Origin of the sequence: Glycomyces harbinensis (genome assembly GCF_900101745.1) — a bacterium.
GTDB classification, from domain to species: domain Bacteria; phylum Actinomycetota; class Actinomycetes; order Mycobacteriales; family Micromonosporaceae; genus Glycomyces; species Glycomyces harbinensis.
Map to the genome: position 1 here is coordinate 326086 of NZ_FNAD01000004.1, position 22422 is coordinate 348507.

At 71.0% G+C, this 22422-nt stretch carries 22 protein-coding genes, 1 pseudogene and 1 riboswitch; of the genes and pseudogenes, 20 read left to right on the forward strand and 3 right to left on the reverse strand.

The features are described 5' to 3' along the window. Positions 1–25: 25 nt before the first annotated feature. The 3 genes from BLQ63_RS09730 to BLQ63_RS09740 all read left to right on the forward strand — a co-directional run bounded on the left by BLQ63_RS09730 (position 26) and on the right by BLQ63_RS09740 (position 2757). Positions 26–1333 (forward strand): sensor histidine kinase, encoded by a 1308-nt coding sequence (locus BLQ63_RS09730; protein ID WP_091032556.1) that lies wholly within the window; start codon positions 26–28, stop codon positions 1331–1333. Then, the gene (locus BLQ63_RS09735) at positions 1321–1968 is read left to right on the forward strand and encodes a response regulator transcription factor (protein ID WP_091032560.1); all 648 of its coding nucleotides are present in this window, start codon (positions 1321–1323) and stop codon (positions 1966–1968) included. The genes BLQ63_RS09730 and BLQ63_RS09735 overlap by 13 nt, the downstream gene beginning before the upstream one ends. Positions 1969–2070: 102 nt before the next feature. Further along, a complete protein-coding gene (locus BLQ63_RS09740) occupies positions 2071–2757 on the forward strand; it encodes an aquaporin (protein ID WP_091032564.1) in 687 nt (228 codons plus the stop codon). Between the two features lie 52 nt (positions 2758–2809). Here the strand turns inward: BLQ63_RS09740 and BLQ63_RS09745 are convergent, their stop codons facing one another. Further along, positions 2810–3247, reverse strand: coding sequence for a thermonuclease family protein (locus tag BLQ63_RS09745; RefSeq protein WP_091032569.1), 438 nt, complete (start codon positions 3245–3247; stop codon positions 2810–2812). A gap of 113 nt (positions 3248–3360) precedes the next feature. Between BLQ63_RS09745 and BLQ63_RS09750 the strand changes: the two genes are divergently transcribed. The 6 genes and pseudogenes from BLQ63_RS09750 (at position 3361) to BLQ63_RS09775 (ending at position 8738) form a co-directional block, all read left to right on the forward strand. Further along, on the forward strand, positions 3361–4719 hold the full coding sequence (locus BLQ63_RS09750) for a cell division protein PerM (protein WP_143014830.1): 1359 nt from the start codon (positions 3361–3363) through the stop codon (positions 4717–4719). A 4-nt stretch (positions 4720–4723) separates the two neighbouring features. Beyond that, positions 4724–5329, forward strand: coding sequence for a phosphoribosylglycinamide formyltransferase (gene purN / locus BLQ63_RS09755; RefSeq protein ID WP_091032577.1), 606 nt, complete (start codon positions 4724–4726; stop codon positions 5327–5329). A gap of 10 nt (positions 5330–5339) precedes the next feature. Next, positions 5340–5828: pseudogene (locus BLQ63_RS09760) on the forward strand (VanZ family protein); the annotation flags it as partial. Between the two features lie 84 nt (positions 5829–5912). Continuing rightward, positions 5913–6076: riboswitch (ZMP/ZTP riboswitch) on the forward strand. Positions 6077–6102: 26 nt separating this feature from the next. Continuing rightward, positions 6103–7671, forward strand: coding sequence for a bifunctional phosphoribosylaminoimidazolecarboxamide formyltransferase/IMP cyclohydrolase (purH, locus tag BLQ63_RS09765; RefSeq protein WP_091032585.1), 1569 nt, complete (start codon positions 6103–6105; stop codon positions 7669–7671). 127 nt (positions 7672–7798) lie between these two features. Continuing rightward, positions 7799–8242 carry a hypothetical protein gene (locus BLQ63_RS09770; protein ID WP_091032588.1) on the forward strand — a complete coding sequence of 148 codons (444 nt, stop codon included), beginning with the start codon at positions 7799–7801 and terminating at the stop codon, positions 8240–8242. A gap of 139 nt (positions 8243–8381) precedes the next feature. After that, positions 8382–8738, forward strand: a complete 357-nt coding sequence (locus BLQ63_RS09775; RefSeq protein WP_177154857.1) for a TFIIB-type zinc ribbon-containing protein — start codon at positions 8382–8384, stop codon at positions 8736–8738. A gap of 171 nt (positions 8739–8909) precedes the next feature. Here BLQ63_RS09775 and BLQ63_RS09780 read toward each other — a convergent pair whose 3' ends face one another. Both BLQ63_RS09780 and trpS read right to left on the reverse strand, forming a co-directional pair. Continuing rightward, the gene (locus BLQ63_RS09780; RefSeq protein WP_218125177.1) at positions 8910–9482 is read right to left on the reverse strand and encodes a 2'-5' RNA ligase family protein; all 573 of its coding nucleotides are present in this window, start codon (positions 9480–9482) and stop codon (positions 8910–8912) included. Next, complete coding sequence (trpS, locus tag BLQ63_RS09785; protein WP_091032591.1) at positions 9482–10498, reverse strand: tryptophan--tRNA ligase; 1017 nt, start codon at positions 10496–10498, stop codon at positions 9482–9484. Before trpS ends, BLQ63_RS09780 begins: the two co-directional genes overlap by 1 nt. A gap of 118 nt (positions 10499–10616) precedes the next feature. Here trpS and BLQ63_RS09790 point away from each other — a divergent pair, with 118 nt between their 5' ends. The 11 genes from BLQ63_RS09790 (at position 10617) to BLQ63_RS09840 (ending at position 22413) form a co-directional block, all read left to right on the forward strand. Further along, positions 10617–11429 (forward strand): DeoR/GlpR family DNA-binding transcription regulator, encoded by an 813-nt coding sequence (locus BLQ63_RS09790; RefSeq protein WP_091032594.1) that lies wholly within the window; start codon positions 10617–10619, stop codon positions 11427–11429. Continuing rightward, positions 11426–12520 carry a galactose-1-phosphate uridylyltransferase gene (gene galT, locus BLQ63_RS09795; RefSeq protein ID WP_091032597.1) on the forward strand — a complete coding sequence of 365 codons (1095 nt, stop codon included), beginning with the start codon at positions 11426–11428 and terminating at the stop codon, positions 12518–12520. Before BLQ63_RS09790 ends, galT begins: the two co-directional genes overlap by 4 nt. Then, positions 12517–13488 carry a UDP-glucose 4-epimerase GalE gene (galE, locus tag BLQ63_RS09800; protein WP_091032600.1) on the forward strand — a complete coding sequence of 324 codons (972 nt, stop codon included), beginning with the start codon at positions 12517–12519 and terminating at the stop codon, positions 13486–13488. The genes galT and galE overlap by 4 nt, the downstream gene beginning before the upstream one ends. Further along, positions 13475–14656 (forward strand): galactokinase, encoded by a 1182-nt coding sequence (galK, locus tag BLQ63_RS09805; protein WP_091032602.1) that lies wholly within the window; start codon positions 13475–13477, stop codon positions 14654–14656. Before galE ends, galK begins: the two co-directional genes overlap by 14 nt. Positions 14657–14754: 98 nt before the next feature. Next, complete coding sequence (locus tag BLQ63_RS09810) at positions 14755–15102, forward strand: hypothetical protein (protein WP_091032603.1); 348 nt, start codon at positions 14755–14757, stop codon at positions 15100–15102. Between the two features lie 255 nt (positions 15103–15357). Beyond that, complete coding sequence (locus tag BLQ63_RS09815; protein ID WP_091032606.1) at positions 15358–16461, forward strand: BMP family lipoprotein; 1104 nt, start codon at positions 15358–15360, stop codon at positions 16459–16461. A gap of 37 nt (positions 16462–16498) precedes the next feature. Further along, positions 16499–18106, forward strand: a complete 1608-nt coding sequence (locus BLQ63_RS09820; RefSeq protein ID WP_091032609.1) for an ABC transporter ATP-binding protein — start codon at positions 16499–16501, stop codon at positions 18104–18106. After that, entirely contained in the window at positions 18103–19395 is a 1293-nt protein-coding gene (locus BLQ63_RS09825) for an ABC transporter permease (protein WP_091032612.1), read from the forward strand. The genes BLQ63_RS09820 and BLQ63_RS09825 overlap by 4 nt, the downstream gene beginning before the upstream one ends. Before the next feature lie 5 nt (positions 19396–19400). After that, positions 19401–20669: an ABC transporter permease gene (locus BLQ63_RS09830; protein WP_091032615.1), complete on the forward strand. Its 1269-nt coding sequence runs from the start codon at positions 19401–19403 to the stop codon at positions 20667–20669. A 2-nt stretch (positions 20670–20671) separates the two neighbouring features. After that, positions 20672–21073 carry a cytidine deaminase gene (locus BLQ63_RS09835; RefSeq protein WP_091032618.1) on the forward strand — a complete coding sequence of 134 codons (402 nt, stop codon included), beginning with the start codon at positions 20672–20674 and terminating at the stop codon, positions 21071–21073. 62 nt (positions 21074–21135) lie between these two features. Next, positions 21136–22413, forward strand: coding sequence for a thymidine phosphorylase (locus BLQ63_RS09840; RefSeq protein WP_177154858.1), 1278 nt, complete (start codon positions 21136–21138; stop codon positions 22411–22413). Positions 22414–22422: the final 9 nt, after the last annotated feature.

Below are 22422 nucleotides of genomic sequence, written 5' to 3' on the forward strand. Positions count from 1 at the left end.
CGCGGCGACGACGGGGGAGGTGCACATGGCGGAGGGCCGGTTCGGGCGCTGGCGCGCGAAGTTCGACGCGCTGGTGCGCGTCGAGGGCGACGAGACCGACCTGCGGTCCCTGCTGCTCGCGTCCCTGCGGGCCTCCGGCTACGGCGCGGTCGGCGCTGGCTTCGGCATCCTCGCGCTGTACTCGATCCCGATCCTGGTGCTCACCGGGCTCCTCGCCGTGCTCGGCGTGGGCCGCCCGCTCGTGGCCCCCGTGATGCAGTGGGTGCGGACGATCGCGGGCCTGGAGCGCCGGCGGCTGCGCCGCCTCGGCTACGCGGTCGAGAACCCGTACACGGGCCCGATCGCCGAACCGCCGCGGAGCCTGCGCGAAGTCAGTGCCGACCCGAGCGCCCGCCGCGACCTCAAGTGGATCGGCGTCCACGGCACCCTCGGGTTCGCCCTCGGCGTGCTGCTCCTCCAACTGCCGTTCCTGTCCGTGCGCGACACCACCTACCCGCTGTGGTGGAGCTTCGCGCCGCGCTCGGAGCAGCAGATCCTCTCCGGGATGATCGAGGCCGAGACCCCCTCGGCCGCGATCCTCGGCTGCGCCACCGGCATCGCCGTGTTCGCCCTGTGGCTCCTGTTCGGCCCCAAGCTCCTCGACCTCCAGTGCCGCTTCGGCGCCGTGTTCCTCGGCCCCGACCCCGAAGCCGACCTGTCCGAACGCGTCGCCCGGCTCACCGCGACCCGCGCCGCCGCGCTCGACGCGCACGCGGTCGAACTGCGCCGGATCGAACGGGCCCTGCACGACGGGGCACAGAACCGGCTCGTCGCCGTCGCCGTCCTCATCGGCGCCGCCCGGCGCGAGGTCGAGCGCGCCCCCGAACGTGCCGACGAGATCCTCGAACGCGCCCAGACCACCGTCGAGGGCGCGCTCGCCGAACTGCGCGCCGTCGTCCGCTCGATCCTCCCGCCGGTCCTGGAGGACCGCGGCCTCGCCGGCGCCCTCAGCGCCCTCGCCTCCGACTGCGCCGTCCCGTGCACCCTCGAAGTCGACGTCGAAGGCCGGTGCCCCGCCAGCGTCGAGGCCACCGCGTACTTCGTGGTCGCCGAGTCGCTCACCAACGTGGCCAAGCACTCCCGGGCCGAGCACGCCTCGGTCGTCGTGGTCCGCAGGGGGAATACGCTCAGGGTCGTCGTCACCGACGACGGCCGCGGCGGCGCCCACGCCGAGGCCGGTTCCGGGCTCGCCGGCATCAGCCGCCGCGTCGAGGCCCTCGACGGGACGTCGCAGGTGACGAGCCCGCCGGGCGGGCCTACCGAGATCAGAGTGGAGCTGCCATGCGGATCGTGATCGCCGAGGACGACTTCCTCCTGCGCGAGGGCCTGAACCTGGTCCTGCAAGGCGAGGGCTTCGACGTGGTCGCCTCCGTGGGCGGGCCCGAGGAGTTCCTGGCCGCCGTCGAGGAGCACCGGCCCGAGATCGCCGTCGTGGACGTGCGGATGCCCCCGACCCACACCGACGAGGGCATCAAGGCCGCCGTCGCGGCCCGCCGCGCCCACCCCGGCCTCGCCGTGCTCGTCCTCTCCGCCTATGTGGAGCAGTCCTTCGCCACCGACCTGCTCGCCGACGGCGCCCGCAGCGTCGGCTACCTCCTCAAGGAGCGCGTCGGCCGCGTCGACGCGTTCGTCGAGGCCCTGCACCGCGTCGCCTCCGGCGGCACCGCGATCGACCCCGAAGTGGTCGCGCAGCTGTTCGCGCAGCGCCGCGCCGACGACCCCGTCGAACGCCTCACCCCGCGCGAGAAGGAGGTCCTGTCGGTCATGGCCGAAGGCCTCGGGAACCAGGCGATCGCGCAGCGGCTGTTCATCACCGAGAACGCCGTCCACAAGCACATCCGCAACATCTTCCTCAAGCTCGACCTCAACCCCGGCGACCAGACCGACCGCCGAGTGGCGGCCGTCCTCCACTACCTCGAACGCGCCTGAGGTCCTGCTTCGACCGTCCTTATCGGGCGAAACTCTTACTTACTGCCGTTTTACGTGCAATCCTCGAATATCGAGTGACAGATCGGCATCGAGGGGGACGTCATGCGCGCATTCTGGGCCGAACTACTGGGCACCTTCTGCCTGGTCTTCTTCGCCGTCGGATCGGCCGTCTACGGCATCGACACCATCGGCTTCGTCGGCGTCGCCTTCGCCTTCGGGCTCGTCCTGCTCGCCCTCGCCTACGCCATCGGCCCGATCTCCGGCTGCCACGTCAACCCGGCCGTGACCCTCGGCGCGCTCCTCGCCGGACGCATCGGCGCCGGCGCCGCCGTCCAGTACTGGATCGCCCAGTTCATCGGCGGCATCCTCGGCGCGGCCCTCATCAAGTTCATGACCACCGGCGGCGACGTCACCGACCAGACCGGCGCCCTCGGCGCCAACGACTACGGCGCCACCGTCAACCTCGGCGGCGCACTCGTCATCGAGACCGCGCTGACCTTCCTGCTGGTCTTCACCGTCCTCGCCGTCACCGGCAAGAAGGGCGCCACGCCCGTCGCCGGCGCGGCCATCGGCCTCGTCCTGGCGGTCATCCACCTGGTCGGCATCCCGCTCACCGGCACCTCGGTCAACCCGGCCCGCTCGCTCGGCCCGGCCCTGTTCGCCGGAGGCGCACCACTGGAGCACCTGTGGGTCTTCATCGTCGCGCCGCTCGTCGGCGGCCTCCTCGCCGCGGTCGTCCAGCCCCTGCTGTACGGCCGCGAGCGCACACCCGTCGCAGAGAACGTGTGAGCGCCGACGAGCCCCGGCCGCCCGGCGGCCGGGGCTCGTCCGCGTCCGAGACTCAGTCGTGCTCCGCCGACGACCACATGCCGCGGCGCTCCGCCTTCGCGAGGCGCTCGGCCTTGCGCAGCGTGTCGCCGATCGTCAGCTCCTGGTGGCCCAGAATGTAGGTGTGGGCCATGCCCTCCGCGACCGCGAGCACCGCGTAGTTCATGCCGTTCTCCATGACCACGTGCACCAGCAGCCGGTCGTACTGGTCGTACACCGGGTCACCCGGATCGGTGAACAAGTGGACGGTGCGGCCCTCGAGCTTCTTCTTGGCGTACACCTTCGCCTCGGCGCCCCAGTCCTCCTCCTCGCGGTATCCGCCCGACTCGGGGGAGTTGATCCCCATGATGCGAACGCGGACCTTCTCACCGTCGATGACCGCTCGGAACGTGTCACCGTCGACCACGTCGACCACGTCGACCGTCGCGTAGAAGTCGCCCGGACCATCCATACTGCAGCCTCCTCAGACCCGGCCCCCCGTTGGGCACCTCGACCCATCCTCGCATTCGACCGCCCGCCATGGGAACCGTCCTCCACGTGCCCTCCTGTGTCAGACTGGTCCGCGTGGAGCAACGACCGAACCGACGCCCTGGCCGCGCAGGGTCCTCCCAGCGCGACACCGTGCGCATCGACGGCTCCCCCCGAAGCACCGAGACCCCCGTGCACCGGCGCGACACCGAGATCGTCGACACCGCCGCATACGCCAAGCGCGCCAAAGCGCCCCGGCGCCCCCGCGCCCTCCTCGCCTCCGCGCTCGCGACCACCCTCTGGTGCGCCACCGTCGTCGTCACGCCGATCCTGGTGTGCGTCATCCTCGGTTGGTGGCAGGCCGGAGCGACCGGCTCGGTCGCCAACGTCGCCGCCGCCGCGGGCGTCGCCTGGCTCTCGGGCCACGGCGTCCCGGTCGACATCGGACCGATGCACCTGAGCATCCCCCCGCTCGCCCTGACCGCCCTCATCGCCTGGCGCCTCGCCAAAGCCGCCGCCGGAACCACCCGCGCGATCGGCGGCCGCGACACCGCCGCCGTCCGCGCCGCCGCCGGACTCGTCACCATCTTCTACACCGGACTCGTCGCCGGGGCCGCCGCGCTGTGCACGACCGGGCCGTTCACCGTCGACCTCCTGCCCGCGCTCCTGCACGCGGTGCCGCTCATCATCGCCGCGACCGCGTTCGGCGCCGCCCGCGAAGCCGGCGTCCTGCCGTGGGACACCGCCTCGGTGTGGCTGCGGCGCGGCCTGCGCACCGGCATGATCACCGTCGGCGCGCTCCTGGCCTGCGGCGCCGCCGCCACCGGCGTCGCGTTCGCCGTCCGCGGCCCCGTCGTCGCCGACACGCTGCGCGTCTACGGCTCCGAATCCTGGATCGTCGCCCTCCTGAGCCTGCTCTACCTGCCCAACCTCGCCGTGTGGGCCGCCGCGTACATCACCGGGCCCGGATTCGCCGTCGGCGCCGGCACCGCCGTACAGGCCGAACTGGTCGAACTCGGTCCGCTCCCGGCCTTCCCCGTGTTCGCCGCCGTCCCCAACGCGACCCTCCCCGCGTACGCGACCATCCTCATCGGACTGCCCTTGATGCTCGCGGCCGTCTTCGGCGTCATCCTCACCTACCGGTCCCCGGACCTGCGCGTCCCGCGCGTGACCACGGCCGCCACCGTCGCCGCCGCGACCGCCGCGCTGGCGCTCGGCCTCCTCGCGTACCTGTCGGGCGGGGCCGCCGGGACCGACCTGCTCGCCGACCTCGGGCCCGACCCGCTCGCGGTGGCCGGGATCGGCGGCGTCCAGTTCCTCATCGGCCTCGTCGGCGCCGCCCTGATCGCGCGCCTGTTCGCGGTGCACCGCCGCGCCGCCGAGGCCGAGCTCGTGCGCAGGGACACGGTGGTCATCCCCGAACCGGCGCCCAGCCGTGACGACGGGTTACCGTAGCGGGGTGACCGCTAAGCTCGTCGTGCTCGTGTCGGGCTCCGGCTCGAACCTCCAGGCCCTCATCGACGCCTGCGCCGATCCCGCCTACGGGGCCGAGATCGCCGCCGTCGGCGCCGACCGCGAAGGCACCTTCGGGATCGAGCGCGCCGAGAAGGCCGGCATCCCCACGTTCGTGCACCGCGTGAAGGACTACCCGACCCGCGACGCCTGGGACGAGGCCCTGACCGCCGAGGTCGCCTCGCACGACCCCGAACTGGTCGTCTCCGCCGGGTTCCTGAAGCTGTGCGGCCCGCGCTTCCTCGCCGCCTTCCCCGGCCGGTACGTCAACACCCACAACTCGCTGCTCCCGGCGTTCCCGGGCATGAACGGCCCCGGCGAGGCCCTCGCCGCGGGCGTGAAGCTCGCGGGCGCGACCCTGTTCATCTGCGACTCCGGCGTCGACACCGGCCCGATCGTCGCCCAGTGCGCCGTCCCGGTCGAGGACGATGACACGGTCGAGACCCTGACCGAGCGCATCAAGGAGGCCGAGCGCGCCCAACTGGTCGCCTCGGTCGGCCGCATGGTCCGCGACGGCTGGAAGGTCGAGGACCGCCGGGTCCGCCTAGGCTAGTCTTCGGCCCATGGCCACACCCCAAGCCGTCAACTCCCTCGAAGCGAACACGCTGTTCGTGTCGTTCGCCCTGCTGCCGCTGGCGCTCGGGGCGGCATGGGCGCTCGCGGCGCGCCGCATCCGCGGCGGCCGCCCGCGCCGGGACGCTTGGCTGGACTCGCTCGCGGAGGTCGGCGCGGTCGTCGGGTCCGTGCCGCTGCTGTTCCTCGGCCTCACTTCGCGTGAGGGCGCGAACGCGCTCCAGCTCGTGCCGCTGGTGGATCTCGCGGACCTGGCCGGCGCCGGGCCGCGCGTCATCGTCGAGCAGCTGGCCGGGAACCTGTTCGTGTTCGCCGCCGCGGGGTTCTTCCTGCCGGTCCGGTTCAGGATCGGACTCGGCGCGGTCGCGGCCGGGGCCGTCGCGGCGGCCGTGGTGTTGGAGGCGCTCCAGTTCGCGCTCCTGACCGGACGGGTCGTCTCCGTCGACGACGCGCTCATGAACGCGGCGGGGGCGGTGCTGGCCGCGCTCGCGTCCCGGCCCTGGTGGCGGCGCACACGCGCACGCGCGGCGGCCGAACCGGAACCCGAGGCGGCCGTGTTACGCTCGGCGGGTCGCGACTGGCGAGTGACGTCTTTCGAGGTTTCCCGTGGCACGGACCGGGCAGCTCGTTGTTGAGGGGGAACCTTCTGAGACGTTCACGGGTGGAGTACCACCAGGGAGCGGCACTGCTGAACCTGTTACTGCGGTCGAACGCCTGGGCCGCAGTCATTACTCGATCAGGAGCAGTGCATTCATGTCCGAGCGGAAGCTCATCAAACGAGCCCTCATCTCCGTATTCGACAAGACCGGCGTCGTCGAACTCGCCGCGGATCTCCATGCCGCGGGCGTCGAACTCGTCTCGACCGGTTCGACCGCGGCGCGCATCAGCGAGGCCGGCATCCCCGTCACGAAGGTCGAGGAGCTCACCGGGTTCCCCGAGATCCTCGACGACCGCGTGAAGACCCTCCACCCGAAGGTCCACGCCGGGATGCTCGCCGACGTCCGCCGCGAATCCCACCGCGCCCAGCTCGATGAGCTCGGCATCGAGGCCTTCGACCTGCTGGTCGGCAACCTCTACCCGTTCGCCGCCACGGTGGCGTCGGGTGCGGGCTTCGACGACATCGTCGAGAAGATCGACGTCGGCGGCCCCTCGATGGTCCGCGGCGCGGCCAAGAACCACGCCAACGTCGCGGTGGTCGTCGACCCCGCCGACTACTCGTGGATCCGCGACGCCGCCGAGGAGGGCACGACCGCCCAGCAGCGTCTCGGCCTGGCCGCCAAGGCCTTCGCGCACCTCGCGACCTACGACTCGGCCGTCGCGACCTGGCTCGCCGAGCAGGTCGCGGACACTGAGCCCGTCGCCGGCTCCACCGGGCGCCTGGGCGACTTCCTCGCCCTGCCCGCCGTCAAGCTCGCCGACCTGCGCTACGGGGAGAACCCGCACCAGGGCGCCGCGATCTACACGGCCCCCGGCGCGCCCGGGCTCGCGCAGGCCGAGCAGCTGCACGGCAAGGCCATGAGCTTCAACAACTACACCGACGCGGACGCCGCCTGGCGCGCCGCGCACGACTTCGACGCGCCGACGGTCGCGATCATCAAGCACGCCAACCCGTGCGGGATCGCCGTGGGCGCCACGATCGCCGAGGCTCACCGCAAGGCCCACGAGTGCGACCCGCTGAGCGCCTTCGGCGGCGTGATCGCCGCGAACGCCGAGGTCGACGCCGAGGCCGCCGCGCAGATTGCCGAGATCTTCACCGAGGTCGTCGTCGCCCCGTCCTTCAGCGACGAGGCGATCGCGATCCTGACGGCGAAGAAGAACCTGCGCCTCCTGCGCGCGCCCGAGTGGACGCCCGCGGGCCTGGAGCTCAAGCCGATCTCCGGCGGACTGCTCGTGCAGCGGCCCGACCGGATCGACGCCGACGGCGACGACCCGGCGAACTGGACGCTCGCCACGGGCGAGGCCGCCGACGAGGCGACCCTCGCGGACCTCGAGTTCGCTTGGCGGGCCGTGCGTTCGGTGAAGTCGAACGCGATCCTCCTGGCCTCCGGCGGCGCCTCGGTCGGCGTCGGCATGGGGCAGGTCAACCGGGTCGACTCCGCGAAGCTCGCGGTCGAGCGGGCCGGCGCGGAACGCGCCCGCGGCGCGGTCGCCTCTTCGGACGCGTTCTTCCCGTTCCCCGACGGCCTGGAGATCCTGGCCGAGGCCGGGGTCAAGGCGGTCGTGCAGCCGGGCGGATCGGTGCGCGACGAGGCCGTGATCGACGCGGCCAAGCGCGCCGGGATCACGATGTACCTCACCGGCACTCGGCACTTCACGCATTAGCCGAAGTCGCCCACTTTCACCGCACGCGCGCAACGGGCACGAATTCCGTTGCGCGCGTGCATCTTTGTGGACGGCCTCGCGCGTATTGAAGGCGAGAACAGTCTCACTGCAAAGGAAAGGTGTTCCAATGCGCAGACGAACCCTGGCGACGGCCTCCGCGGCCGCCGTCGCGATCTCCCTGGGCGGCTTCGCCTCCGCCGCGCTCGCCGACAACGCCATGCCGATCGGCCCCGCCGACACGCACGTGTCGGAGGCGCCGAAGGTCACGAACACCTTCGGGCCCGGCGCCGAAGTCCACTACGACGTCGAGCCGGCGAACCTGATCCTGTCCGAGTTCACCACCGGCCGCGGCATCGAGTGGGAGTCCTGGGGGCCCGACGAGGCCGTCGGCACCGGCGACCTCTACGGCGTCTGGATCGGGCTCGACGGCGAGTACTACGAGGACGTCACGATCACCCTCTCCTCCGTCGAGGACGGCTACTTCACCGAGTTCACGGTGACCGGCGACTTCGAGCAGCCCGAGCATCCCGAGGACCTGACCCACGGGTACATCCCGGGCTACCTCGGCTGATCGCGAACGTCCGGGGACCGGCGGCCGCGGGCGACCGCGGCCGCCGGTCCTCCCCCAAGGGGAGAACCTGGGAAGACTCACAGGTGGGGTGCCCGTTTCCGGGTGGGCACACATGCCGGTTTCACGATAGGTTCATGTCATGATGCAGATGCTCTGTCCGAAATGTCAGAACCCCATGCACCAGTACGAGCGCAACGGCGTGGTCGTGGAGCAGTGCTCTGAGTGCAAGGGCATTTTCCTCGACCGCGGTGAACTCGAGCACCTGATGAACTTCGAGGCGTCCTTCCACGCCGGCGCCGGTGCGCCGGTCGCGGCCGCGCCGGCGGGCCCGCCGCCGCGCGAGCCGCGCTACGAGGACCGCCGCGACGATCGGCGCTATGACGACCGCCGCCATGACGACCGTCGGGAGCACTACGACGACCACCGTCGCAAGGACGACTACTACTACAAGAAGAAGAAGAAAAAGAGCGTCTTCGAGGACCTCTTCGACTTCTAGCGGACGCAGAGTCGCGAGCCGCCGGGCTTGGCTCGGCGGCCGTTCTGCGTCTGGGGCGGGAAAGGTGAACGGCGGTTCCGGGGTAAAACGGACATTCGCAGCACCCCCCGAATCAACGATGCCCGGCGGGTGCGACAGGCGGGTCGCGGGTGCGGCGGGTCGGCCCGCCGGTCAGCCTCCGAGGTGGAAGACCGCTCTCGGGGTCCACGGCACCGGGGCCCCGGTGAGGGTCTCCATGCTCCAGTCGCCCGGACTCGGGTGCGTGTACAGGGTGAACGACTCGACCCGGAACTTCGCCTCGAAGCCCGCGAGCGACGCGAAGGCCCTGTCGAGCGCCGCGGTGCCCACGTTCTGCGCCACCGTCACGTGCGGGTGGTAGGGGAACGTCCGCTCCCGGTCGGCCGGCCCCCGGCGGATCGCCGACTCCAGCTGCTCGCACACCGCGATCCCGTCGGCCACGGCCACGAACACCACCTCGGTCACGGGCCGGAACGACCCCGTCCCCCGCAGGTGCAGGTCGAACACGGGGCACGCCGCCGCCACCGCGCCCAGGTGCTCCCGGAACCCCTCCAGGGACGCCGCCGGAATCTCCGTGGGCCCCAGCAGGGTCAGATGTGCGGGGACGATCTCGCCGAGCGGGTCGCCCGAGCTGACCCGGGCCCCGTCGAGCACTTCGCGCCACGGCGAAGGCACCGGTATCGCCACCCCCACCGTGACCACCGGCGCCGCCGCGACCGCTGCCACTAAAGCGCCGCCGGCGGGTAGAAGCCGATCTTCTTGTACGCCTTGTCGATGGTCCGGGTGGCGAGGTGCCGGGCCTTCTCCGCGCCGGCGGTCAGGATCCGGTCGAGTTCGGCCTTGTCGGCCAGGTACTCCCTGGTCTTCACGGCGACCGGGCCGAACGCCTCGGCCACGACCTCGGCGAGGTCGCCCTTGAAGTCCCCGTAGCCCTTCCCGGCGTAGTCGGCCTCGAGCTTCTCGACCGTGGTGTCGCCCACCGCGGCGTAGATGTTCAGCAGGTTCGACACGCCCGGCTTGTGCTCCAAGTCGTAGCGGACCTGCGCCTCGGAGTCGGTGACCGCGCTCTTGATCTTCTTGCGCATCACGTTCGCGTCGTCGAGCAGGTACAGGCAGCCGCGCGGGCCCGACGAGGTCTTCGACATCTTCTTCTCGGGATCCGAGAGGTCCTTGATCGTCGCGGTCTCCTTGACGATGTAGGGCTCGGGCACGATGAAGGTCTTGCCGTACGTGGTGTTGAACCGCCCCGCGAGGTCGCGGGAGAGCTCCAGGTGCTGGCGCTGGTCCTCGCCGACCGGGACCTGGTCGGTCTGGTAGAGCAGGATGTCGGCCGCCATGAGGATCGGGTAGGTGAACAACCCCACGGTTGTGCGTTCTTGTTTGGCCGACTTGTCCTTGAACTGGGTCATCCGGCTCGCCTCGCCCATGCCGGTCTCCGAGCCGAGGATCCAGGCGAGCATCGCGTGCTCGGGGACCTGCGACTGGATGAACAGGATGCACCGCTCGGGGTCCACACCCAGCGCGAGCAGCTGCGCGGCGCTGACGCGCGAGCGCTCGTGCAATACCTTTGGATCGTGATCGACGGTGATCGCGTGCTGGTCGACGACGCAGTAGAGCGCGTCCGAGTCGTCCTGGAGCGCCACCCACTGCCGCAGCGCGCCCAGGTAGTTCCCGAGGTGGAACGAGTCCGAGGTGGGCTGGATCCCTGAGAAGACGCGGGGCTTGCGGTCGGCAGTGGTCATGGCTCGATTCTGACATCCGGGGCGAGACGGCGACCACCCGGTATTGCGGCGGCGCCGATCCTGATGTTTAATTGTGTTGGATCTTGAGCGCTATGCTCGTGATATTCGAGGAGGCGTCATGCTGGCGCAGCAGCGACAGAGCCGGATCGCCGAACGCGTCCACCGTACCGGGGCCGTGCGCGTGGCCGAACTGGTCGAGGAGTTCGGCGTCTCCGACATGACCATCCGCCGCGACCTCGAGACCCTCGCCGAACGCGGCCTCGTCGCCAAAGTCCACGGCGGCGCCACCGCCGTCGACTTCGGATCCACCACCGAGCCCGGCTTCGCCGTCAAGCAGGTCCGCCAAGAGGTCGAGAAGCAGGCCATCGCCGACGCCGCCGCGACCCTCGTCGGCCCCGGCCAGGCCATCGCCCTCTCCGCCGGGACCACCACCTGGACCCTCGCGCACCGCCTCACCGACGTCCCCGACCTCACCGTCGTCACCAACTCCGTCCCCGTCGCCGACGTCTTCTACCGCGCCGGACGCCCCGACCAGACCGTCATCCTCACCGGCGGCGTCCGCACCCCCTCCGACGCCCTCGTCGGCCCCTTCGCCGTCGCCTCCCTCGAGAAGGTGAACGTCGACACCGTCTTCCTCGGCGTCCACGGCATGTCCGAACGCGCCGGGTTCACCACCCCGAACCTCCTCGAAGCCGAGACGGTCGCCACCCTCGCCGCCAAGGGCCGCCGCCTCGTGGTCGTCGCCGACCACACCAAGTTCGACGTCGTCGGCATCGCCACCATCGCGTCCCTCTCCGACGCCGACGTCATCGTCACCGATTCCCTCCTCGACGAGGAGGCCCGCAGGAACCTCAGCGAACACGTCGACCAGGTCGTGCTCGCCCCGGTACCCGATCCCGGGAACCGCGACTCCACCGAGAAGAGACCATGACCGCGTTCCACATGGAATCCGGCAGCCTCGCCGACGGCCGCCAGATCCTCTACTTCAACACCGCACCCGACGCCGGGCGAGGCGGCTTCGCCGACAAGCGCGACCTCGGCGGCCGCGTCAGCGCCGGCGAGATCCGCTACGACGTGCTCCGCGACGAGTGGGTCGCCGTCTCCGCCGGACGCTCCGACCGCCCGACCCTGCCCGTGGCCTGCCCGCTGTGCCCCTCACACGGCGACGAGCTCACCGAAGTCCCCGCCCCCGACTACGAGGTCGCGGTCTTCGAGAACCGGTTCCCGAGCTTCGGCGGCTTCGACGCCCCGGGCCTGCCCGCGCCGACCGAGATCCCCGACGGCATGGAGACCGCCGTCCCGGCCGCCGGGCGCTGCGAGGTCGTCTGCTTCTCCGACGACCACGACTCCTCCCTCGTGGAACTCAGCCCCGAGCGCGTCGCCCTGGTCGTGCGGGCCCTCGCCCAGCGCACCGCCGAACTCTCCGCCCGCGGCGACATCGCCCAGGTCTTCTGCTTCGAGAACCGCGGCGTCGAGATCGGCGTGACCCTCCACCACCCGCACGGGCAGATCTACGGCTACCCGTACGTCACCCCGCAGACCCGCAAGCACCTCGCCGCGGCCAAGCGCCACAAGGAGACCACCGGCAGGGACCTCTTCGACGACATCATCGCGTCGGAGCGCAGGGGCCCCCGCGTGATCGCCGAGAACGACCACTGGATCGCCTTCACGCCGTACGCGGCGCGCTGGCCCTTCGAGGTCCAGATCCACCCCAAGGCCCGCTTCGCCGACCTCGCCGAGCTGCCCGAGGAGTACATCGACGCGTTCGCGCCGCTCTACCTCGAAGTCCTCAAGCGCTGCGACGGTGCGTTTCCGGGGCAGCAGATGCCGTACATGGCAGGCTGGCACCAGGCCCCCGTCGGCGAGGGCCGCGAGTTCGGGCGCCTGCGCCTGGAACTCGTCTCCATCCGCCGCGGGGCGGGCAAAGTGAAGTTCCTGGCCTCCTCGGAGTCCGTCATGGGCGGATGGGTCCACGACCTGGGCCCGGAGGCTTCCGCTGACATCCTCAAAGGAGCACTGTGAAGTATCTCGTCACCGGCGGCGCCGGTTACATCGGTTCGATCGTCGCCACGATGCTGCTCGAGGAGGGCCACGACGTGGTCGTCCTCGACGACTGCTCGACCGGCTCGGCCGAGCGCGTCCCGGCCGGGGCGACCCTGGTCCGCAAGCCGGTCCAGCAGGCCGGCGACGTCCTCGACGGGACCTTCGACGCCGTCCTGCACTTCGCGGGCCTGATCGCCGCGGGCGAGTCGATGAGCCGCCCCGACATCTACTGGGAGGCCAACACGGCCGGGACCTTCGCGCTGCTCGACGCGATGCGCGAAGCGAACGTGAAGACCCTCGTGTTCTCCTCGACCGCCGCCGTCTACGGCAACCCGACCGAGGTCCCCATCAAGGAAGAGGCCGCCAAGGCCCCGACCTCCACCTACGGCGCCACCAAGCTCTCCAGCGACATGGCGATCGCCTCCGAGGTCACCGCCTACGGCCTGGCCGCGGTCTCCCTGCGCTACTTCAACGTCGTCGGCGCCTACCGCGACCAGGGCGGCCTGTGGCACGGCGAGAACCACGAGCCCGAGACCCACATCATCCCGATTGCCTTCGACGCCGCCTCCGGCAAGCGCGAGTCGTTCGGCCTGTTCGGCGACGACTACCCGACCCCCGACGGCACCTGCGTCCGCGACTACATCCACGTCGCCGACCTCGCCGACGCCCACCTGCTCGCCCTCAAGGCCGCCGAGGCCGGCGAGCACAAGATCTACAACCTCGGCAACGGCAACGGCTTCTCCAACAAAGAGGTCGTGGCCACCGTCAAGCGCATCACCGGCGTGGACTTCCCGGTCGAGATCGGCCCGCGCCGCCCCGGGGACCCGGCCGAACTCGTCGCCTCCTCCGAGCGCGCCAAGACCGAACTCGGCTGGAAGCCCAGCCGCGACACCCTCGACCGCATGGTCGCCGACGCCTGGGAGTACTACCAGCATGCCCGCCGCTAACCAGACCGAAGCGCACGCCGCCGAGCTCGCCCGGACCGCCGCCGAGGCCTTCCGCGCCGTCTTCGGCGCCGAGCCCGAAGGGGTCTGGGCCGCGCCCGGCCGCGTCAACCTCATCGGCGAGCACACCGACTACAACGACGGCTTCGTGATGCCCTTCGCGCTGCCGTTCTACGCCGCCGCGGCCGTCGCCAAGGCCGAGACCTGGGAGTTCCACTCCACGTACGGCGACGAACCGACCGTCCTGGCCGACGATCTCGGCACCTCGGAGGCCGACGGCGTCGACGGCTGGGCCGCCTACCTCGCGGGCGTGGCCTGGGCGCTGGGCGAGAGCGGCTACCCGGTCGCCCCCGCGCGCATCGCGCTCCACTCCGACGTGCCGCACGGCGCGGGCCTGTCCTCTTCGGCCGCACTCGAATGCGCGGCACTGATCGCCCTCGCGGACCTGTACGGCCACGAGATCGACCGCGCCGAGGCCGCCCGCATCGCCCAGAAGGCCGAGAACGAGTACGTCGGCGCGCCCACCGGCGTGCTCGACCAGTCCGCCTCGCTGCTGTGCACCGAGGGCAACGTCATGTTCATGGACTGCCGCGACCTCTCGCGCGAGCAGGTCCCCTTCGACCTGGCGCCCGAGGGCCTGACGATGCTCGTCATCGACACGCGGGCCCCGCACCGCCACGCCGACGGCGAGTACGGCGCCCGCCGCGCCGACTGCGAGCAGGCCGCCCGCCTCCTCGGCGTCAGCCACCTGCGCGACGCGCCCCGGGACGCGAAGCTCGACGACTCGGTTCCCGACGCCGACCGGCTCAACCGGCGGATGCGCCACATCCTCACCGAGAACGACCGGGTCCTCGAGACGGTCGCGATCCTCAAGGGCGGCACCGTGGCCGGCATCGGCGAACTGCTGACGGCCTCCCACGAGTCCCTGCGCGACGACTACGAGGTCTCCTCGGTCGAGCTCGACTCCGCGGTCGCCGCCGCGCTCGGGGCCGGAGCCCTGGGCGCGCGCATGACCGGCGGCGGGTTCGGCGGCAGCGCCATCGCCCTGGTCGAGGCCGACTCCGCCGCGAAGGTCGAAGCGGCCGTAGTCGACGCCGCGGCCCAGGCCGGACTGCCCGTGCCGCGCGTCTTCACCGCCCGCGCCGCCGCCGGCGCCCACCGCGCCATCTGAGCACGGCCGAGCCTCCCCGGGCTCGGGCGATGTGACTGAGGCTCGGGGCCGGCGGCGCAGTAGCGTCACCGGTCCCGCACTCTGGAATACTCCGCCGCATGGATCTCGTGCACCTCGCATTGCGCTACCTGCACCTGCTCGGCTTCGCCGCGGTCTTCGGCGGCTGGCTGGTCTCCTGGCTCTCGCGCAAGTTCAACTTCAACACCGCGATGCTCTACGGCATCGCCGTCCAGCTCGCCACCGGCATCGTCCTCTACGGGCTCGCCAGCGCCGACGGGGACGCCAACCACGCCAAGCTCGGCGTGAAGTTCCTGCTCGCCCTGCTCCTCGGCGTCATGATCGCCATTCCAGTGTGGAAGAAGCGCGAGAAGGTCGCGGACGGGCACTTCTGGGCCACCGGCGCCCTCATCGCCGTCACCGCGGGCGTGGCCGTCTTCTGGCAGTAAGTCGCTTCCAGCGGTGACGCACGGCTCCGACCGGGCAGCCCGCCCGGTCGGTCCCCGATGCGCCATCAGCGGCGCCGCGCGGCCGCCCGGAGCTGCAATCGCGGCGTAGTACCGGCGAAACACCAGTTCACCGCTGGTCTCAGTCATAGGATGTTTCGGTAACGAAATCATCAAGGACAGTGTCAAAGGCCATCGAGTGCGGCCATGATTAGGCGGGTATCGACTTACCCCCTTGGATTGTCAAAGGAGACCGAGATGGCTGTCAAGCCGTTCAAGCTGGCCCTGGCGGGCATTTCCGCCGTCGGCCTCGCCGCCCTCGCCGCGTGCGGCGACGCCCCGTCCGACTCGAACGGCGGCGACAACGCCGACGCGTCGTTCACCGCGTGCATGGTGACCGACTCCGGCGGCATCGACGACAAGTCGTTCAACGAGTCCGCTTGGGCCGGCATGGAAGCCGCCAAGGCGGAGAACGACGACATCGAGGTCACCTACAAGGAGTCGTCCAACACCGACGACTACGACCCGAACCTCCAGTCCTCGGTCGACGACGGCTGCAACTTCATCGTCGGCGTCGGCGGCCTCATGGCCGCGAACGTCACCACCGCCGCCCAGGCGAACACCGGCGTCGGCTTCGCGATCGTCGACGGCACCCCCTCGGACGCCGAGGGCGCCCCCGTCGAGACCGAGAACGTCTTCTCGATCCAGTTCGACACCGCCCAGTCGGCCTTCCTCGCCGGCTACGTCGCGGCCTCGCAGACCCAGACCGGCACCGTCGCCACGTGGGGCGGCATGCAGATCCCGCCGGTGACCATCTTCATGGACGGCTTCGCCGCGGGCATCGAGCAGCACAACACCGACAAGGGCACCGACGTCAAGCTCCTGGGCTGGGACGCCGCCGCGCAGACCGGTACGTTCCTCAACAGCTTCGAGGACGCCGCCGCCGGCAAGAGCACCTCGGACACCTTCATCTCGCAGGGTGCGGACATCCTCTTCCCGGTCGCGGGTCCCGCGGGCATCGGCGCGCTGACCGCCGCCGAAGAGGCCGGCGACGCGGTCAACGCGATCTGGGTCGACACGGACGGCTTCGAGTCCACCGACTACGGCTCGAAGCTCATCACCTCCGCCGAGAAGGGCCTGTCCAACGCCGTGCGCGACGCGGTCCTGGCCGCCTACGACGGCGAGGCCGGCAACGGCACCTACGTGGGCACCCTGGAGAACGAGGGCGTCTCCATCGCCCCGTTCCACGACTTCGACGCGGCGGTCTCCGACGAGACCAAGGCCGAGCTCGAGGCCCTGACCGCGGCGATCATCGACGGTTCGCTCGTCGTCGAGTCCCCGGCCAGCCCGGCCGCCTCCTAGCCGGCCGGCACCGGACTCCTCTCCAAAGGGACGTGCATTGCGACTCGAACTGAAGGGCCTGACGAAGAAGTTCGGCTCGTTCACCGCTGACGACGACATCGACCTCGTGGTCGAGCCCGGCCAGATCCACGCCGTCCTCGGCGAGAACGGCGCGGGCAAGTCGACGCTCATGAACATGCTGTACGGGATCCTCCAGCCCACCAGCGGAGCGATCCTCATCGACGGGGAGCCGGTCTCCTTCTCGGGCCCGGGCGACGCGATCGCCGCGGGCCTGGGGATGGTGCACCAGCACTTCAAGCTCGTCGGTCCCTTCAGCGTCGCCGACAATGTGCAGCTGGGCCGGGAGCACACCCAAGGCATGGGGGTGCTCTCGGCCAAGGCCGCGCGCAAGGCCGTGCGCGACGTCTCCGAGCAGTACGGCCTGCACCTGGACCCGGACGCGGTCTGCGAGGACCTGCCCGTGGGCGTCCAGCAGCGCGTCGAGATCGTCAAGGCCCTCTCGGGCCCCAAGACCGAACTGCTCATCCTCGACGAGCCCACGGCGGTGCTCACGCCCGCCGAGATCACCGAGCTGCTCCAGATCATGCGCAACCTCGCCGCGGCGGGGACCTCGATCCTGTTCATCTCGCACAAGCTCAAAGAGGTCCAGGCGGTCGCCGACACCATCACGGTGATCCGGCGCGGCAAAGTGGTCGCCGAGCTGGAGCCGACCGCGTCGGAGTCCGAGATGGCCTCCGCGATGGTCGGGCGCGCCGTGTCCCTGCGGGTCGACAAGACCGACGCGGAGCCCGGCGAGCCGCGGCTGGAGGTCAAGGACCTCACGGTCGTCTCCGACGCCGGCGTCAAAGTCCTCGACGGCCTCGAACTCACCGTCCACTCAGGTGAGATCGTGGGCCTCGCGGGCGTCGAGGGCAACGGCCAGACCGAACTGGCCCGCTCCATCCTCGGCCTGCTCAAGCCCGACTCGGGCCACATCTCGATCGACGGGCGCGACGTGCACGGTCGCGGCGTCGCCCGGCGCATCGCCGACGGCCTGGGGTACATCCCCGAGGACCGCGGCCGCGACGGCCTCGTCGCCGAGTTCTCGGTCGCCGAGAACATCGTCCTCAACCAGTACCGGGACGCCCCGTACGCCAAGGGCGGCGTGGTCGACGCCGGCGCGGTCCACAAGCGCGCGGTCGACTCGATCGCCGAGTTCGACATCCGGACGCAGTCCCCGGACGAGTCCGCCTCGTCCCTGTCGGGCGGCAACCAGCAGAAGGTCATCATCGCCCGCGAGTTCTCCCGGTCCCGCCGGTTCCTCGTCGCGGCGCAGCCGACCCGGGGCGTGGACGTCGGCGCCTCCCAGTTCATCCACTCCCGCCTGGTCGCCGAGCGCGACACCGGGACCGGGGTCCTGCTCATCTCGTCGGAGCTCGACGAGATCTACGCGCTGGCCGACCGCATCGCCGTGATCTACAACGGCCGCATCGTCGGCGAGGTCGACCCCGACACCCCGCGCGAGGTCATCGGCCGGCTCATGGTCGGCGCCGACCTGGCCGCGGCCGAGCCGCCCCCGGCAGCCGAGGCGGAGACCGCCGACGTCGAAGCCAGTTCCGACACCGAAGCCAGCACCGACGAGGACGCCAATGGAGGTGACCGATGAGCGACAGCACCGCGACCACTGAAGCCCCGGCAGAACCGCCCGCACCGGACACCGAAGGCTCCGAGCCCAAACCGAACTTCATGCGGCTCTTCGGCGGCTACCTGACCGAGGCCAACTCGGTCATGGTCACGATCTACTCGCTCCTGCTGGCGTTCCTCATCGGCGCGATCCTCCTCATCGTCTCCGACGAGTTCACCCGCTCGACCTTCTCCTACTTCTTCTCCCGGCCCCAGGACGCCTGGTACGCCTCCCGCGACCTGGTCGTCGAGTCGTACACGTCGCTGTTCGAGGGCGCGATCCTCAACTTCAACACCCTCGAGGCCTACCGGGCCGGCGACGCCGAGTTCGGGAACCTGCTGCGCCCCCTCTCCGAGACCCTGACGTACGCCACCCCCCTGATCTTCACGGGCCTGGCCGTCGGCCTGGCCTTCCGCGCCGGACTGTTCAACATCGGCGCCCAGGGCCAGCTCATCTTCGGCATGATGGGCGCGCTCATCGTCGGCTTCAGCCTCGACCTGCCGATCTGGCTCCACCTGCCGCTCGCGATCATCGCGGGCGCGGTCGCCGGCGGCGCGCTCGGCGCCGTCCCCGGCGTCCTCAAGGCCACGACCGGCGCGCACGAGGTCATCTCCTCGATCATGCTGAACAACATCGCCGCGCTGTTCCTGGTGTGGGCGCTCGGTACCGCGTTCCTCCACTCCGAGACCAAGTCGGACCTCGTGTCCAAACCGGTCGACGACTCGGCGACGCTCCCGACGCTCCTGTCCTCGCTCAACCCGTCGCTGCGGGTGAACCTCGCGCTGATCATCGGCTTCGCGGTCGCGGCGCTCGTGTGGTGGCTGCTGTCCAAGTCCACCTTCGGGTTCCGCATCCGCGCCGTCGGCTTCAACGAGCACGCCGCGGCCACCGCGGGCATGCGCATCGGCTCGACGTACACGACCACGATGACCGCCGCGGGCGCCCTCGCGGGCCTCGGCGGCGCGGCCCTCGCGCTCGGCGTCAGCTCCGGCGGCATCACCACCAACACCGCGCTCGACTACGGCTTCAGCGGCATCACGGTGGCCCTGCTCGGCCGCGCCAACCCCGGCGGCATCGTCGCCTCGGCGCTCCTGTTCGGCGCGCTGAAGGCGGGCGCGCTCTCCGCGCAGCCGGACGTCCCGGTCGACATCTCGACGCTGCTCCAGGCCACGATCGTGCTCTTCATCGCCGCACCGGCCCTGGTCAAGGCGATCCTCCACCTGCGCACCCCGCGCGGCGGCCTGGTCACTCTCGAAGCGAAAGGCTGGTGAGCCCCATGGCAGTGGACACCGCTCCCGCGCCCGCGCTCGTCGACGAGCGCGCCCCGGCCCGCCACCTGAGGGCCGGGATCGTCTACGCGGTCCTCGGCCTCCTGGTGATCCTCGCGGCCGTCGCCCTGCTCGGGGACCGCACCACCACGGTCGCGTTCGACAAGACCCTCACCGACGCGAGCTGGGACGCGCCCACCCGCACCGTCGTCCTCATCCTCGGCGTCATCGCCACCGCCGCCGGCGCGTGGATGATCGCCGGACTCCCGCAGCGCTGGTACAAGATCGCCGGCGCGGCCGCCGTGGCCGCCGTCGTGCTCGCGCTCCTGTTCTGGGCCTACTCCCAGGAAGGGACGGTGTTCCGCGCGGAGTCGATCCTCGCCGGGGCCCTGTTCCTGTCGATGCCGTACATCTTCGGCGCCCTCTCGGGCGTCGTCTGCGAGCGCTCGGGCGTCATCAACATCGGCATCGAGGGCCAGTTCCTCATGGGCGCCTTCACCGGCGTCCTGGTCGCCAACATCACCGGGAACATCTACGCCGGCCTCGCCGGCGCGATGATCGCCGGGTCCCTGTCGACCATGCTGCTCGCGCTCCTGGCGACCAGGTTCCAGGTCAACCAGGTCGTCGTCGGCGTCATCCTCAACCTGCTCGCGCTCGGCTTCACCAGCTTCATGTACGACCAGCTGAAGAAGGCCGACGGCCTCAACGACGCGTTCTCGGTGCCGGTCATCAGCTGGGGCCCGCTCGCGGACATCCCCGTGATCGGCCCGGTCCTGTTCCAGCAGAAGCTGTTCGTGTACGTCGGCCTCGTCATGGTCGCCGTCGTCTGGTTCCTGCTGTACCGCACCCGCTGGGGCCTGCGCACCCGCGCGGTCGGCGAGCACCCGGCCGCCGCCGACTCCATGGGCGTCAACGTCAACCGCCTCCGCTACTGGAACGTCGTGGCCGCGGGCCTCCTCGCCGGCTTCGGCGGCGCGTGGTTCACGCTCGGGAACTCCCTGGCCTTCAACAAGAACATGACCGCCGGGCTCGGCTTCGTCGCGCTCGCCGTCATGATCGTGGGCCGCTGGAACCCGCTCGGCGTGCTCGCCGGCGCCCTGATCTTCGGCTTCACGACGCAGATCGCCCGCGACCTGTCCGCCGCCGGCTCCTCGGTGCCCGGCGAATTCCTCCAGATGCTCCCGTACGCGGTCACCCTCGTGGTCGTCGCCGGGCTCATCGGCAGGGCCAAGGCCCCTGCGGCCGACGGCGTGCCGTACAACCCCGGAGACAAATAGCGATGGGGGACGAGACCGTGGACATCGACTGGGACGCCTTGCGTTCGACCGCCCGCGAGGCCATGCGCCACGCGTACGTGCCGTACTCGAAGTACCCGGTCGGCGTCGCCGGCCTGGTCGACGACGGCCGGATCGTCTCCGGCTGCAACGTCGAGAACGCCTCCTACGGGCTGACACTGTGCGCCGAGTGCGGCATGGTCTCCCAGCTCGCGGCCACCGGCGGCGGCCGGCTGATCGCCGTCGCCTGCGTCGACGGCGCGGGCGAACCCCTCACCCCGTGCGGCCGGTGCCGCCAGCTGCTCTTCGAGCACGGCGGACCCGGCTGCCTCGTGGACGACGCGCCCGAGCCCACGACCGTGGGCGCACTCCTTCCCGGCGCGTTCGGCCCCGACCATCTCGCGTGAGCGGGAGGGCCGAAGGCCCTCCCGATCCGTTCGGGCCCATGTAGATGAGTGAGGGAACACCAATGATCACCGCAGTCGACGTCATTCGCACCAAAAGGGACGGCGGCGAACTCTCGACCGCCCAGATCGACTGGGTCATCGACGCCTACACCAAAGGCTCAGTGGCCGACGAGCAGATGTCGGCCCTCGCGATGGCGATCTTCCTCAATGGAGCGAAGCCGCGCGAGATCGCCGACTGGACCGCCGCGATGATCCGCTCGGGCATCACCCTCGACCTCTCCTCGGTCGGCAGGCCCTGCGTGGACAAGCACTCCACCGGCGGCGTGGGCGACAAGATCACGCTGCCGCTGGCCCCGCTCGTCGCCGTCTTCGACGTCGCGGTCCCGCAGCTGTCGGGCCGCGGCCTCGGCCACACCGGCGGCACGCTCGACAAGCTCGAGTCGATCCCCGGCTTCCAGGTCGACATGACCGAGGCCCAGGTCCTGGAGCAGCTCAAGGACATCGGCGCGGTCATCTGCGCCGCCACCGGCGACCTCGCGCCCGCCGACAAGAAGCTGTACGCCCTGCGCGACATCACCTCCACCGTGGAGGCCATCCCGCTCATCGCGTCCTCGATCATGTGCAAGAAGATCGCCGAGGGCGCCGACGCGATCGTGCTCGACGTCAAGGTCGGCTCGGGCGCGTTCATGAAGGAGTTCGCGCAGGCCCGCGAACTGGCCGAGACCATGGTGCGCCTCGGCGCCGACCACGGCGTCGACACCCGGGCCCTGCTCACCGACATGTCGATTCCGCTGGGCCGCACCGCCGGCAACGCCCTCGAAGTGCGCGAGTCCGTCGAGGTCCTCGCCGGAGGCGGCCCCGAGGACGTCGTCGAACTGACCGTGGCCCTCGCCGAGGAGATGCTCGCCGCCGCCGGCAAGCCCGACGCCGACCCGGCCGCCGCGCTGCGCGACGGCCGCGCGATGGACAAGTGGCGCAAGATGATCGCCGCCCAAGGCGGCGAGGTCGACGCGCCGCTGCCGGTCGCGCGCGAGTTCGAGGAGATCACCGCGGACGCCGACGGCTTCGTGACCGAGATGGACGCCTACGCCGTCGGCGTCGCGGCCTGGCGCCTGGGTGCGGGCCGCGAACGCCAGGGCCAGCCGGTCCAGGCGGGCGCGGGCATCGAGATCCTCAAGGCCGTGGGCGAGCCGGTGAAGGCGGGCGAGACGGTCCTGCGCCTCCACACCGACACCCCCGAGCGCTTCGCCGCCGCGAAGGAGACCCTTGAAGGGCAGTGGAAGATCGGCGGCGAGCCGGCCAAGCGCGGCCCGATCGTCCTCGACCGCGTCACCGCATAGTGCAACAGG